At 61.7% G+C, this 13,775-nt stretch carries 12 protein-coding genes; 6 read left to right on the top strand and 6 right to left on the bottom strand.

Annotation, left to right across the window (positions count from 1 at the left end; genetic code table 11):
• Nucleotide 1 precedes the first annotated feature (1 nt).
• From H6P80_RS15115 to H6P80_RS15125, 3 genes are all read right to left on the bottom strand, one after another.
• Nucleotides 2-895, bottom strand: a complete 894-nt coding sequence (locus tag H6P80_RS15115; RefSeq protein ID WP_185802256.1) for an MBL fold metallo-hydrolase — start codon at nucleotides 893-895, stop codon at nucleotides 2-4.
• A 13-nt stretch (nucleotides 896-908) separates the two neighbouring features.
• Nucleotides 909-1,658, bottom strand: coding sequence for an SDR family NAD(P)-dependent oxidoreductase (locus tag H6P80_RS15120; protein ID WP_185802257.1), 750 nt, complete (start codon nucleotides 1,656-1,658; stop codon nucleotides 909-911).
• A gap of 140 nt (nucleotides 1,659-1,798) precedes the next feature.
• On the bottom strand, nucleotides 1,799-3,427 hold the full coding sequence (locus H6P80_RS15125) for an FAD-binding oxidoreductase (RefSeq protein ID WP_328805045.1): 1,629 nt from the start codon (nucleotides 3,425-3,427) through the stop codon (nucleotides 1,799-1,801).
• A gap of 292 nt (nucleotides 3,428-3,719) precedes the next feature.
• Here H6P80_RS15125 and H6P80_RS15130 point away from each other — a divergent pair, with 292 nt between their 5' ends.
• From H6P80_RS15130 to H6P80_RS15145, 4 genes are all read left to right on the top strand, one after another.
• Nucleotides 3,720-4,046 carry a c-type cytochrome gene (locus tag H6P80_RS15130; RefSeq protein WP_328805046.1) on the top strand — a complete coding sequence of 109 codons (327 nt, stop codon included), beginning with the start codon at nucleotides 3,720-3,722 and terminating at the stop codon, nucleotides 4,044-4,046.
• Nucleotides 4,047-4,146: 100 nt separating this feature from the next.
• Nucleotides 4,147-6,729, top strand: a complete 2,583-nt coding sequence (locus tag H6P80_RS15135; protein ID WP_185802258.1) for a TonB-dependent receptor — start codon at nucleotides 4,147-4,149, stop codon at nucleotides 6,727-6,729.
• Nucleotides 6,730-6,828: 99 nt separating this feature from the next.
• Complete coding sequence (locus tag H6P80_RS15140) at nucleotides 6,829-7,896, top strand: aromatic ring-hydroxylating dioxygenase subunit alpha (RefSeq protein ID WP_185802259.1); 1,068 nt, start codon at nucleotides 6,829-6,831, stop codon at nucleotides 7,894-7,896.
• Nucleotides 7,896-8,396, top strand: coding sequence for a MarR family winged helix-turn-helix transcriptional regulator (locus H6P80_RS15145; RefSeq protein ID WP_185802260.1), 501 nt, complete (start codon nucleotides 7,896-7,898; stop codon nucleotides 8,394-8,396). Before H6P80_RS15140 ends, H6P80_RS15145 begins: the two co-directional genes overlap by 1 nt.
• A gap of 1,003 nt (nucleotides 8,397-9,399) precedes the next feature.
• Here the strand turns inward: H6P80_RS15145 and H6P80_RS15150 are convergent.
• The 3 genes from H6P80_RS15150 to H6P80_RS15160 are packed head-to-tail and all read right to left on the bottom strand — an operon-like array spanning nucleotide 9,400 to nucleotide 12,600.
• On the bottom strand, nucleotides 9,400-10,170 hold the full coding sequence (locus H6P80_RS15150; RefSeq protein WP_235973986.1) for an SDR family NAD(P)-dependent oxidoreductase: 771 nt from the start codon (nucleotides 10,168-10,170) through the stop codon (nucleotides 9,400-9,402).
• 7 nt (nucleotides 10,171-10,177) lie between these two features.
• Nucleotides 10,178-10,972 (bottom strand): enoyl-CoA hydratase/isomerase family protein, encoded by a 795-nt coding sequence (locus H6P80_RS15155; RefSeq protein WP_185802262.1) that lies wholly within the window; start codon nucleotides 10,970-10,972, stop codon nucleotides 10,178-10,180.
• Entirely contained in the window at nucleotides 10,969-12,600 is a 1,632-nt protein-coding gene (locus tag H6P80_RS15160; protein WP_185802263.1) for a class I adenylate-forming enzyme family protein, read from the bottom strand. Before H6P80_RS15160 ends, H6P80_RS15155 begins: the two co-directional genes overlap by 4 nt.
• 184 nt (nucleotides 12,601-12,784) lie before the next feature.
• On the opposite strand from H6P80_RS15160, the gene H6P80_RS15165 reads away from it, so the two are divergent.
• Complete coding sequence (locus tag H6P80_RS15165) at nucleotides 12,785-13,300, top strand: FAS1-like dehydratase domain-containing protein (RefSeq protein ID WP_185802264.1); 516 nt, start codon at nucleotides 12,785-12,787, stop codon at nucleotides 13,298-13,300.
• A complete protein-coding gene (locus H6P80_RS15170) occupies nucleotides 13,297-13,764 on the top strand; it encodes a MaoC/PaaZ C-terminal domain-containing protein (protein WP_185802265.1) in 468 nt (155 codons plus the stop codon). The genes H6P80_RS15165 and H6P80_RS15170 overlap by 4 nt, the downstream gene beginning before the upstream one ends.
• The last annotated feature ends 11 nt before the right edge of the window (nucleotides 13,765-13,775 follow it).

Below are 13,775 nucleotides of genomic sequence, written 5' to 3' on the forward strand. Positions count from 1 at the left end.
CTTATTCCTCCCAGCGTGGCTCCTCGCCCATGCTGATCCGCGAACTGTTTCCCAAGATGAAATCGCCGAGTGCGTCTATGGCGTCGGGAAAACGCTGCTCAACCATCGCACGCAGCTCGGTGCTGTTTTCGGCCTGCTCCATCGCACCGAGCCAGAAGGCGATATAGTCGCGGCTGAAGATCAGGCTGGACGCATCGTTGGGGAGATCGGGACGGCTATGGCCGGCGACGACGATTTCCGCGTCGAGGGCTGTCAGATCTGCCACTGCTTCGCCCCAAGCGGCGATCTCCTCGCGGCCATGTTCGCCAAACCACATATACATGCCGTTATAAAGCAGGTCGCCCGCGAATAGCGCGTCGATATCGGGCGCATAGAGGGCAGTGGCATGGACGTGATCGCCTTGCATCGGCCCCAATATCCGGAGTTCATGGCCTTCGAGCATGATCGTGTTTCCATCGAGGGCGGTCGGGGCGCTCGGCATTCGGGGCCCATTGGGACCGAGCATTGGACTCCAGCGAAGGACCTTGAGCGGCAGCGAGCGCCAGATATCCGCGACGACCGTAGGATGAGCGACAATGCGCACACCGGGGAAGGCCTCGGTGAGCACCTCCATCGCAAAGAAATGATCTGGATGATCGTGCGTGATGAAGACGGTTTCGAGTTCGCGGCCGCTGTCGAGCACCATTCCAACCACGCGGTGTGCATCGGCCATGGTGAAAGGCGCGTCGACGAGCACCGCTTTTTCCCGGCCCATGATCAACGCGATATTGGCGTTGAGCGAACCCTCGCTGGTGCGCAACACCTCTACAGTCAGCGGCTGTTGGCCGGCATTCTGCGCCAGGACGGGCAGCGGTGCGAGCGTCAAGAGCAGCGCGGCAAGTAATCGGAACACCATGTCTCTCTCCCTTCTAGATTGCGGTCTGTCCGCCATCCATCGTGATAACGGCGCCATTGGTGAAACTCGCTTCGTCCGAACACAGGTGCAACACCATGCCGGCTATTTCCGCCGGCTCCGCGGCACGCCCGATCGGCGAACTTTCGTAAAAACTATCGATGAAGGTTGCATCCTCGAACCAGTCGGCAGTCATTGCTGTCCGAACAAGGCCAGGACAGATGGCGTTGGTTCGGATGCCGAGCCGGGCGTAGTCCAGCGCGGCTGTGCGGGTAAGGCCGACGACCGCGTGCTTGGCGGCGATATAGGGGGCCATGCCGGGATTGGCGATAACGCCGCCGACGCTTGCCGTGTTGACGATGGCGCCGCCGCCATGCTCGATCATCCAGCTGATCTCGGCGCGCATGGCATTGAACACGCCGCCGGCGTTTACGGCCATGACATGCGTATAATCCGCCGGGTCGGTGTCATGCAGCGGCGCGAAGGGCGTCAGGATACCGGCATTGTTGAAGGCCGCGTGGAGCCCGCCGAACCGCGTCGCGCAGTCTGCGATCAGAGCTTCGGTCTCTGAAAGGTCCGAAACGTCGCAATGCCGCCACGCCGCGCGGCCGCCCATCTCTTCGATGGCCGTCACGGTTTGCGCCGCGCCTTCATCGAGATCGCCGATCATCACGGCGGCGCCCTCGCGGGCGAATGCGCTCGCTGTCGCCCTGCCGATGCCCGTCGCCGCGCCGGTGATCAGGACCGTCTTGTCGGTATACCGCATGGCAATCGTTCCTCTCCAGTCGCCTCGTTATCGTCTTATAGCATCATCGCCGCGCGTCTTCGGCATCCATCATTCGCTGGATCAGCTGACGTCTCTCGACGGCGGTGGCGTCCATTTTGAGCATCGTTTCGGTCGGCCCGCTATGCGATGCCCGATTTTCCCGGTGCGATGATGCCGTTGGGGTCGATTGCGCGCTTGAGCTGCGCGTTGAAGGCGCGGTTCACATCGCCATATTGGCTGGCCACGAGATCCATCGATTGGACACCGGTGCGGTAGGATGCCCAGCCGCGCGTACCGAAGCCGGTGACCAGTTCCTCATAGCAGCGTTCCGCCCGCCGGTGCTGATCGGGGTCCGACCGGTCATAGAGCAGCGCGACGATATGGTGCAGTTCGCGAGAACCGATGGCGAAGGCGCTGGTGTAATCCATATTGTAGCGGCCGAGTATCTGCTTTGCCAATTCGACCTGTTCGATCGATTCCGATCCGCGGGCGGGGGCGACCGGCGCAAACCATGCGAGCCCGCCGCCTGCGCCCCGCCAGCGGACGATGCCGATTTCCTCGAGGCTGAGTCCGCCCCGCATCAGTGTCGCATGGTGGTGGAAATAGGGATTGTCGCCCATTTCGGCTTCGGTCAGCACCTCGCCGCCGATCGCTTCGAAGGCCTGGCGTACGATTTCCTCGTTAAGGGCGATCATCTCCGGCGTGCCGTACAGCGCAAAATAGGTATTCCACATACCGAGCCCGGCCGCTTCCGCCGCATCCGCGATCACGCCGTCGGGGATCGGGCCTTCGCCATCGAAAAAATCGGATCGGCGGTTGAACATCGCCAGCTGATAGGCAGCGGACATCATCAGTACGACATTCGGGATGATGTTGTTGATGCGCATAGGGCGCATGGCGTCGATGATCGCCTCGACATCGCCGACATCGGGATGACGAACGACGAAAGGCTTGTAAGCGGGCGGCGCGGGCATCAGCCACATGCCGAGTTTGGTGACGATGCCGTAATTCGACTGCGTAAACAGGCCATCGAGATAGGGGCCGTAACCCCATTTGAACGCCTGCCAGGCGGATGGATTGCGCGTCGATCCCATGCCGGTCTTCAGCAGCTGGCCGTCCGGCAGCACGACCTCCATGCCGCACTGGACCATGAAATGCTCGCCATAGGGTGTGTAGCCGACGCCGCGGTCCAGCGTATTGCCGACCGGGCCGACGATCGGCCCGACGGTGGGCACGTCCAGCCAGAGCGGCAGATCGTGTTCGGCGATATAGTCCGCCATCTGCTGATAGGTAACGCCGGGCTCGACGAGCGCGGTGCACAGCTCGGGATCGATATCGATGATCCGGTTCATGCGTTTGAGATCGAGGATCATCTGGCCGGTGGTCGCCGGACATGTCTGTCCGTACCCCATATTCTTGCCCGTCGAGACCGGCCAGAGCGGCAGGCGATAACGGTTGGCCACCGCGACGATGCGCTGGACCTCTTCGACCGATTGCGGCGCAACGGCGCCCGAAGGCCGATGCCTGTCCTCGACATCCGGGATGAAGCGCTTTTTATATGGCAGCACCGTGTCCGGCGCCGCGTAGACGAAATCGGCACCGACGATGGCGCGCAATTCGTTCAGAGCGCGCGTAAAGCCATTGCGGTCCATGCCCGGCGGCAGCACGGTGATTTCCGGTGCCTGTCCCCATACGGATTGTGTCATCAGTCCCGCTGTCGCGACGCCCAGCGCGCCGAGCACTTCGCGGCGTTTGAGTCCATCGTCCACGCCATATCCTCCACCAATGCGCCTCTCAGGGCGGCCATCGGTTCCGGACTCTACATGCCGGACGGACGATTCTGGCGGATCGGGGTGCATGATATTTAGGACAAGAGTGCGAATCCCGCTTCCGATTGCACTCTCAAACCAGATTTTACGCGTTTTGGTCCGCGCTCGTTTCTGCATTGCCGCGCTATTGATGCGGGAAGTGGCATCTCCCTGTCCGTGGCCAGTTTTTTGGTCGCGGACTCTTTTTCGAAGGAGGGCGAGTTTGGGACGAGGATTGTGGTTGGCGCTTCCGGTGTTGGTCGCCGGATGCGGGAGCGGCGGGCCGGGAGTCGAGCGCGGTGACGGTGTCCTCGTGGGATCGACCGCGGCTCTCGATGCCGTCGCCTCCCAGGGGCCCGAGGGCATCTACGCTCGGGTGTGCGGCTATTGCCATGGCGCGAATGTCGGGCCGGTGCTCCTGGGCCGAGGCCTGCCCGCAGAGACGATCCACGCCATTGTCCGCAATGGAATGAACGCGATGCCGGCCTTTCGGGAGAGCGAAATCACCGACGACGAACTTCAGGCGCTCGCGCAGTGGATCGAGCAGAGCGACGCCGATCCGCAAGAGCATGGGAATTGATTGAGAGACAGGGAGGCCCGGCCAGCGAGTGCCGGCTTCCCGAAGAATCGCACAATAATGGCCATCGCCAAAATCGAGGCCGCCATCCGGGAGGGAAGAAATGGATAATCTGAAAGCCAAATTGCTGGCCGGCGCTGCCGCGCTGACGAGCATTTCAGTGCCGGCCTATGCGCAGGATCAGGGCGCGTCGGGCGAGACGAGCGCGCGCAACGCGCCGATCGTCGTGACGGCCCAGCGCCGCGAAGAAAATGTGCAGGACGTTCCGATTGCGGTTTCGGCCTTCACCGCCGACGCGCTTGAGCAGCGCGGTGTCTCTGACGTATCGCAGCTTTCAGGGGTCGCGCCGAATGTCACGCTTGACGGCGGTACGCCCTTTTCGGGGTCCTCGGCGGTTCTATCGGCCTATATCCGCGGCATCGGCGCCAACGACTTCGCGTTCAATATCGATCCCGGCGTCGGCATCTATCTCGACGGCGTCTATCTCGCGCGTACGGTCGGTGCCAATCAGGATCTGCTCGACGTCGAGCGGGTCGAGGTGCTGCGCGGCCCGCAAGGCACTTTATTCGGCCGCAACACGATCGGCGGCGCGGTCAACATCGTTACCCGCGCGCCGGGCGATGAATTCCGGGTCCGCGGTGATTTTACCACCGGCAGCTTCAACCGCATCCGGGTTCGCGGCACGGTCGACCTTCCGATCACCGACGGGGTCGCGATGTCGATTACCGGCAGCTTTCACGACCGGGACGGCTATCTCGAGCGTATCCCCTATGATGGCCCCGGCGCTGCGCTGGCAGGCAATTCGCTCCAATACACCGATTTTCTGGCCAATGACTACGAAACCGCCAATGACGAAGGCGACACGCACGAATGGAGCATACGCAGTCGTCTGGATTACGATAATGGCGGTCGCTTCCGGGCATCGTTTAGCGGCGATTATTCGAAATCCGACAATAATCAGATCGCCAACCGCGTTATCGCGACGACCGAATTCGTGCCCGGCGCTTTTGCAGGCCTTGCTGCCAACAACGTTCCGGGAACCGGCCTCGACGTCGTAACCGGCGCTTCGGGTTTCCTGTTCGCCGGGCTCTATAACTTCTGTATCGGCGCCTCTCCCGCCGACCTTGCGGCGAGAAATGCCGCCAATCTTTGCGGGCCGCGTCACAATGTCGGCGGCTACGATACAGCGCCGCCGCTGGCCGATCCCGTGCTGGGCGGCGTAAACTTCCCGGGCAACCCGGCTCCCGACCTGCTTCCCTATGATTCCCGCTTCATTACGCAGGACATCGACCAGAGCTATGCGACCGGCAACAATTATGCCCGGCTCGAAAACTGGGGTGTGTCGGCGACTCTGGAGTTCGACCTTACGGACGACATTCTGGTCAAGTCGATCACCGCCTATCGGCGGATCGACTGGGATGTCGGCATGGATCTCGACAACTCTCCGCTCGCGATCCTGCACACCAGCTTCGGCATGGACCAGGAGCAATTCAGCCAGGAGATCCAGCTTCAGGGCAGCGCTTTCGACGGCGACGTCAATTTCGTGTTTGGCGGGTTTTACTTCACCGAATCGGGATCGATGAACGATTTCGTGACCTTCAGCGATGCGTTGCTCCAGGTTTTCGGCCCGAACGATCTCGACACCGAAAATTATGCCGCGTTCGGGCAGATCGATTGGCGCGCCACGGATTGGCTCGGTTTCACGGTCGGCGGCCGCTACACGCACGAAAGCAAGGATTTCATCGGACGCCAGCAGGATCTGAGCGGGTTCAACTACGACCTGTTCAACTGCCTGCCGCCGGGCCCCGTTTGCGCCGCAGCGCTCGGTTTCCCGGATCCCAACCAGCCCTTCCGCTACTATGTGTCGGGAACACAGACCAAGTCGTTCAACAATTTCTCGCCGCGGGTCAGCGTCCAGCTTTATCCGGTCGACGATGTGATGTTCTACGGAACCTGGTCGCGCGGTTACAAGACCGGCGGCTGGACGACGCGCCTTTCTAACCCGCTGCCGACGGCGCCGGACTTTAACGAAGAAGAGGCTGAAAGCTTCGAGATCGGCATCAAGTCAACGCTGTTCGACCGTTTGATGACCCTGAACATGGCGGTTTTCACGACCGAATATACCGGCATCCAGCTGAACTTTCAGCAGGGTGTGTCGCCGACCATCCAGAACGCCGGCACCGCGCGGATCAGGGGCGCCGAGTTCGAGGTGTCGATCGTTCCCAACGAGGTTTTTCGGCTCGATGCTTCGGTAGGCTTTACCGATGCGGAATATACGAACGTGCTCCCGCAGTCGGTGGTTGCTGCAAATCCGTTCCAGGCGGGAACATTCGCAGGCGCCGACCTGCCGAAGGCGCCGACCTTTTCGCTCAATATCAGTCCGAGCGTGACCTTGCCGATCGGAGAGCTGGGTACGCTGACCATGTCGGCGGACTACACCCATACGTCTTCGCTCTGGAACGACACCGAGCGGACGCTCCTGCTTCGCCGGCAGTCGGTCGACATGCTCAATGCCAGTGTGACCTTCCGTCCGCCGAGCGAACAATGGTCGATCACGGTCGGCGGCACCAACCTGTTCGACGAGCGCTATATCATAACCGGCCAGGCACAGATCGCCGGTGGCCAGATTTACGGCACCTATAGCCGCCCCGCCGAATGGTTCGCGCGGGTGGGCTTCGAGTTCTAGCGACCTCCCGGCCTCCGGGGTTCGCCGGGCGCGGACCCTGGTATTTTCGCGGCCGCGCCAGCCCTGGCACCAGACCCTCAGACGAGGAGGAATGGACAGATGACCAACCTGATCAGGAATTGCTGGTATGTGGCCGGCTGGTCTTGGGAATTTTCGGACAAGCCCGAGGCACGAATGATCGTCGGCGATCCGATTGTTCTCTTCCGGACATCGAAGGGCAAGATCGCTGCTCTGGAAGATCGCTGCGTGCACCGGATGGCACCGCTTTCTCTCGGACGCGTCGAAGGCGATTCCATACGATGCATGTATCATGGCCTCAAATTCGATGCCGGGGGGCAATGTACGGAAATTCCCGGCCAGGACCTGATCCCCAAACAAGCGTGCGTTCGCCAATATCCGGTGGTCGAGAAAAGCAATTGGATATGGGTGTGGATGGGTGATCCGGAACGCGCAGACCCTGCCCGTATCGCCGATTCCAAGGCTCTCGACGATCCCGAATGGGTGCTGAAGACGGGCCAGCTCGAATATGACGCCAATTACGAACTGATCAACGACAACCTGCTGGATTTGACCCATCTGGCTTACGTCCATGCCAACAGCTTCGGTGCCGACGAGGCCTGGTCGCTCAATCGTCCGAATCTCGAAGTCCTGCCGGACGGAGTTCGCTCATCGCGCTGGATCCGGAACACACCGCCGACGCCGCCGCTCGGTGAAGCCGCCGAGCATGAAAAAGTCGATATTTGGACAAGCTACGATTTCATATTGCCGGGGGTTTTCCTGCTTTACACCGCAATCTTCGAGAAAGGCACGGCGGAGGCCTGCCATGATGAAGAACCGGACCCGAATCGCCGCGTGCTGTTCTCCAATTTCACGAGCCAGGCCGTGACCGCCGTCTCCGAACGGAAGACCCGATATTATTATAGCTGGGGGCCTCATTCGAGCCAAGGCGACGCGGAGATGGCCCAGGCCATGATCGACGTGGCCCGCCAGGCCTTCAACGAAGACAAGGTCATGATAGAAGCTCAGCAGAAGGTGATCGATACGAATACCGATGTGAGACCGATGCCGACATCTGCCGACAAGTCGATCACGATTTTTCAGCGCCTCATGAGGAAGCAAGACGAGCCTCAGGACGCCGAGGGCGACCTTGAAAGCGCGGCTTCCTAGTGGCGGAAAGCCTGACAGAAGACCCGCCGACCCATGGCGACCGCATTGGCATCCTCAGCCGCCAGAGCGAAGTTCTTGCGGAACTTCAAGCGATCGTCGGGTTTCAGGTCAGCTTGGCGCACAATATGATCCGGCGGGATTTCGACAGGAACTGTTCGGAACTTGGATTGACGCAGAAGCAGATTGCGATCCTGTGGGTCGTCGAGCATTGCCCAAATACCGTTCAGACCGATCTTGTTGAGATGTTTCAATCTGACCGCTCAACCATTTCGAATCTGGTGCGGCGGTTGAAGAGCGCCGGCCATGTCGATTTTCGAGACAGCCGAGACGACGGGCGCGTCGTGCCGCTGAAAATCACCAGTGCCGGGGCATCGAAACTTCGCGAAGCCAAGAAGTTGATCGAAGCGCATGAAGGCCGGGTTGCGTATCATTTGGCGCCGGCGGACAAAGACGTACTGGTTCGGGCGCTCGGGCGTATTCATCGATTGAGAGCGAGTTAGGCGGGCGGTTATCGGGTTTCATCCCGGTTTGCCAAATTTCAGGATTCCGGTGAGGGCGACGCCCTATTGGGATACGTTGGTTGCGGCATAAACCGTCCATCGGCGAGATTTACCAACTAGTCGAATAGCGGCCGTCGAGGCGCGGCGTCTTACGCTCTCCTGCGTGTCAGGCCTGCTGTGTTCCTGCAACAGTCGAGACGGATTCCGTCCTTTTCCCGTCCCGGGCGTAGCTGCGAATCGAAGTCTTCGGTTAAGATGGCGTTATGACCGTCCGCTGCCTCTTCAAACGACACAAACCCTCGCAAGGATCCATCAGGAAGCGCGACGATATCTATGTCGCGCTTTGCGATACATGTACGCAACCGCTTGAACTGACTGAGAGCGGTCGTTGGAGGGAAGCACGGCCGTTGATGGATGAGTATCGCGAACCGGCCTGATTTCGAAGCCGTTCGTCATCGGCACGGTGATGCAAGCCGCCTCCGCGCGTCGACGAGGCGTATCCAAAAAAGGGACGCGCAATCACGCCCTCTTGATCGCCAAGTCGAGCTGGCAGAGATCAGTTGAAAAAGTGATGCTCCGCCGAGTCTATAGCGAACGGGTCTCCAGCTGAACGGCGCGGACTTGTGCGTATCCTCGGCGAAAGCTTCGCCTAGTTCTATGATTGCTATTCGCTGTCTTCGTGACCGACGCCATGCGTAGATGAACAATGAGCCATTTCGGGCAGTGGTGGGGGCCGGTTCGGTAGGAGTTGCGGGCACCGACAAAAAAGAGGCCCGCCCGGAGACGGGCGGACCCCACTGGAGAGAACGCCGAATAACGGCGGTTTCCGGCATGCCATGCGCGATCGGCGGATTGGCGGGCCGTTTCGAACCTTCTGGCGAAGGATCTCTGCACCGTTTCTTCGACGATCGGAATTAGGTGAGGCTTCGCTCAGATCATACTCGTCTTGCTTCTGTTCCCCTCACAACATTGGTCGAAGGAATCGGAGGCCAGCGCGGCGAATTCAGCGGCCGGAGTCGAAGGCGGAAAGCAGCCTGTCCGCGCGTTGGGCCGCCGCACTACGCCATTCGGGATGGGTCGGCGCGAAGAGGCATTTTCGTTCGACGGCATCGAGGATGATCCGCGCGGCGTCGTCCGCGGTGATGACGCGCATGAGCTCGGGGGCGAAGGCCGGCGCCACATCGCCCCCCTCATTCTGGATGGCGGTCGCGATCCAGCCAGGGCAGGCCACGGTCACGTCGACGCCTGCCGGCGCGAGTTCGGCGGCGAGCACCTCGCTGAGGCCGACCACGGCATATTTGCTGGCAACGTAGATGCCGAACCCGTCGAGCGGAACGAGGCCCGCCATGGAAGCGACGTTGACGACATGGCCCCGGCCCGCCGCGATCATGCGTGGAACGAAGGCCGCAATCCCGTTGGCGACACCGATCAGGTTCACATCGATTATCCGTTGCCAGTCCTCGGTCGAGCAGTCGGCCAGCGGCTTGTGGATCACGACGCCGGCGTTGTTGAAAAGATAATCGCAGTCGTCGAAGCGTTCGAAGCACGCGTCCGCCATCGCCTCCATCGCGCTGCGGCTGGCGACATCGGCGGGGACGGCCAGGAGTTCAGCGCCTTGTCCGGCGAGATCGCCAGCGACTCTCTCCAGATTCGCTTCGTCGATATCCGCCAGCACGGTTCGGCCTCCGAGACCGACACAATGGCGGGCGATCGCTTCCCCCAATCCCGAACCCGCACCGGTGACGACGGCGGTCTTGCCGGCCAGATCGAGCATCGTCACGTCAGCGACCGACGAAGGCGGGCTTCGTGCGATTGCGGAAGGCGTCGACGGCGATCTTGTGATCTTCGGTCAGCATGGTGAGATTCTCGTAGCCGGCCGCCCGATCGATGATCGCGTTCGCCGTTACCTTGAGACCGGCGTTGATCGACGCCTTGGTCCACTTAATGGCCTGGGTCGCGCCGCTCGCCATCCGGTTCGCCATGGCCGCGACGACCTCGTCGATCTCCTCGATCGGGACGGAGGCGGTGATCAATCCGATCTCGGCCGCTTCGGCGCCGAAGATCGGATCGCCGGTGAGCAGATATTTGCGCGCCCGGGCGTAACCGATGAGTTGCGGCCAGATCACCGCGCCGCCGTCGCCAGCGACCAGCGCAACCGCGACGTGCGGATCGGCGAAACGTGCCTCGGGCGTCGCGTAGACGAAGTCGCAGAACAGGGCGAGCGAACAGCCCAGTCCGACGGCCGGTCCGACGACCCGGGCGATGATCGGCTTTTCGAGATCGAGCATCGCGTTCTGGATCCGACGATCGTTCTCGATGCTCGCTACGGTCGCCGCCATGTCTCCATGGAGCGAGGTGAGCCAGTCGATATCGCCGCCCGCGCTGAAGGCGTCCCCTGCACCGGTCAGAATGACAACCGACACCTCGGGATCGCGGTCGACATCGAGGAAGATGCGGGAAAATTCGTCATGAACCTGCGGATTCACGGCGTTTTTCACTTCGGGCCGGTCGATGGTGATCGTCAGGATCGAACCGTTCTTTTCGATCTTCAGGGCTTCATAGCCGTCATAGTTCATGTTTCTGCTCCGTTGGGCTGGTCGGTGGGAAGGCCAAATTGCTCGGCCATCAGCGGCAGCAATTCGTGTTTAATGATCTTGCCGGAAGCGGTCGTCGGCATGGCGTCGACAAAGGCGATGTAGCGCGGAACCTTCCAGCGCGAGACACGCTTGCGGCACCATTCCAGGATCGTGTTCGCGTCTTCGTGGTCGGGGGAGGCGGGGCGCAGAACCGCGCACAGTTCCTCGCCATATTTCTCGTCGGGCAGGCCGATCACGGCGGCTTCGGCGATGTCCGGATGTTCGATAAGATAGGCTTCGATCTCAGCGGGATAAAGATTTTCGCCGCCGCGGATGATCATGTCCTTCAGCCTGCCGACGATGGTCACATAGCCGTCCCCGTCCATCGTCGCGATATCGCCGGTCCTCAGCCAGCCCTCGGCGTCGAATGCCTCGCGGGTCGCTTGGGGATCGCCATAGCCGATCATCTTTCCGGGACCGTCTGCGCAAAGCTCTCCGGGAACGCCGCAAGGCTGGATCCGCCCTTCGGCGTCGACCACTTTCAGGCTGACCCCAGGCAGGGCGAGGCCGCTGGTGCCGGTCTTTTTCGACGCATCGTCGCCGGGGCGCACGCTGGCGCTGACGCCGCAGCTCTCGGTCTGACCGTAGCCATTGAGCATTTCCACGCCGAACGTGTCTTCGCATTGGCGCAGGAAGGGGGAAGGGACGGCCGCTCCGCCGACGACGATACGCTTGAGCGCAGACAGATCGCGCGTGCCGAGCGAATCGTCCTCCATCATCGCGGTCAGCATGGAAGGGACACCGATAAAGCCGGTGCAACGTTCCTGTTCCAGGATATCGAGCGCCTCGCCCGCGCGGAATATGTGGATGGGCAGCGTTGTCGTACCGACGATGAGCGAACCCGGCGTCGAATTGCCCGATCCGCCGACATGGAACATCGGGAAGCCGTGGCAGACCCGATCGCCCGGCCCGAAGTCCCAACGGCGATAGGTGCGCGCCGAAATCGTCGCGATCGCACCGTGAGGCAGCCAGGCCGCCTTGGGAACGCCGGTCGTGCCCGACGTATACTGGATCATGAAAAGATCGTGAGGCGCCACCGCGGGAAGCTGCGCGTCCGAAGCCGCTCCGGAAAGCAGCCGGTCGAGATCGATGGTGAGGTCGTATATGTTGCGAAGAGACGGCGTGTCGCCGCGCACAGCGTCTATCGTCGTCGCCATGGAAACACCGCCGACCGAGACTGCATGGAAAATGGTCGTCACGTCCGAGGCGTTGAGCGCATAGGTCAGCTCGGATTCGCGATAGAGCGGGTTAATCGCGACGATGACCATTCCCGCCTTGGCGATCGCATATTCGAGCAGGATCCAATTGGGATGATTGGGCGCCCAGATCGCGATCCTGTCTCCAGGCGAATGGCCGAGATCGAGCAACGCCCGCGCGAGCCGCGTCGAGAGGGCGTCGAGTTCGGCGAAAGTCCAGCGGACCTCGTCGATATTCTGCTGGCAAGCGAAGACGGCGGCTTCGACATCCGGCCATAGCCGCGCCGAGCGGGATACGGCTTCGCCGATTGCGATATCGTCGCAGTCGGGATCGCCGTCGGTACCGATCCACAAGGACTGGTCAAGTCCCAATCATGCCTCCTCTTCCTCTCCGTTATCGGGGCGGAGGCCTAGTCCCAAAGCACCGTCTGCCGCTGCTCGCATATCGCTCGCAGTCGGATCGCGTTGGGGCTGATGCGATTGCAGCCTGAAAGCCCGCGCGCCTAGATGCGGATCAGCAGAAGGGAGCGGCAATTGCGCTGCGGGAAGGGGACCGATGAGCGATCTGCCGCAAAAGGTGAAGGACTGGCTCGGCAAACCGGTCATAGTCGTTGACCATGTCGTGACCGTCGAACAGGGCCTCTGGACCAATTTCTGCGTCGCCGTCAAAGACGGAAATCCGCTGTACTGGGACTATTCAGTTTCGCGTGAGGAGACCGAGACGGTCATCGCGCCGCCGACGATGCTGCCGAGCTGGGCGATCGAGCATGAATGGATGCCGGGTCGGGAGGGGCCGGCGCTGCGCACCCTGGAATTGCACTTCATGGTGAAGGACGCGCTGGGCCTGAAAAACGGTCTCGTCACCGAAGTCGAGCTGGAACTGCACGATCCGCTTCGTGCAGGAGATTCGGTCAGGGCCGAGCAAATTCTGCGGAGCGTTGGCGAGGAAAGGGAAACCAGGCTGGGCCTGGGGCGCGACTGGGAAATCGACGTCGTCTATCGCAAGCCCGATGGCAGTCTGGCCGGCGTCCAGACCCTTCATCTTCTTGGCTATGGAAAGGTCGCGGCATGACGGCGCCTCCCACCCCGCATATCGGAATGAGCCTGCCCAAGCTCGACATTCCGATAACGCGCAAGCTCGTCAGCATGGGCGCTGCGGCGAGCCGCGACTGGCAGCCGCAGCACCACGATCCCGACTGGGCCAGGGACGCCGGCCTGCCCGACATCATAATGAACAACTATACCCAGGCGGGACTGATCAGCCGCTTCGTTACGGACTGGAGCGGTCCGTCCGGTCGGATCGGCAGGCTGCGTTTCTCAATGCGACGGCCGGTCTGTCCCGGCGGTACTGCGAAGTTTCGCGGGATGGTGGTCGATATCTCGGCCGAGGTGGACGCCATGACCTGGGTGGAGATCGATATCGAGATTTCGCTCGACGATACGCGGGCGACGACGGCGACGGTGCGCCTGGCGCTGCCGGCGACCGCGCGGTCCCGTTCGCCCTGGCACTGCCCTGCCGTGAAGTGGAGACCGTGAGCGCCCCGTCG

Source organism: Parasphingopyxis marina, from assembly GCF_014237875.1.
Lineage (GTDB): Bacteria > Pseudomonadota > Alphaproteobacteria > Sphingomonadales > Sphingomonadaceae > Parasphingopyxis > Parasphingopyxis marina.

Excerpts from the sequence above, each read along its gene's own strand:
- H6P80_RS15150 (WP_235973986.1), bottom strand. The coding sequence starts at position 10,170 with ATGCTCGATCTGGCCGGCAAGACCGCCGTCGTCACCGGTGCGGGTTCG.
- H6P80_RS15135 (WP_185802258.1), top strand. The coding sequence starts at position 4,147 with ATGGATAATCTGAAAGCCAAATTGCTGGCCGGCGCTGCCGCGCTGACG.
- H6P80_RS15155 (WP_185802262.1), bottom strand. The coding sequence starts at position 10,972 with ATGAACTATGACGGCTATGAAGCCCTGAAGATCGAAAAGAACGGTTCG.
- H6P80_RS15165 (WP_185802264.1), top strand. The coding sequence starts at position 12,785 with ATGAGCGATCTGCCGCAAAAGGTGAAGGACTGGCTCGGCAAACCGGTC.
- H6P80_RS15115 (WP_185802256.1), bottom strand. The coding sequence starts at position 895 with ATGGTGTTCCGATTACTTGCCGCGCTGCTCTTGACGCTCGCACCGCTG.
- H6P80_RS15170 (WP_185802265.1), top strand. The coding sequence starts at position 13,297 with ATGACGGCGCCTCCCACCCCGCATATCGGAATGAGCCTGCCCAAGCTC.
- H6P80_RS15140 (WP_185802259.1), top strand. The coding sequence starts at position 6,829 with ATGACCAACCTGATCAGGAATTGCTGGTATGTGGCCGGCTGGTCTTGG.
- H6P80_RS15120 (WP_185802257.1), bottom strand. The coding sequence starts at position 1,658 with ATGCGGTATACCGACAAGACGGTCCTGATCACCGGCGCGGCGACGGGC.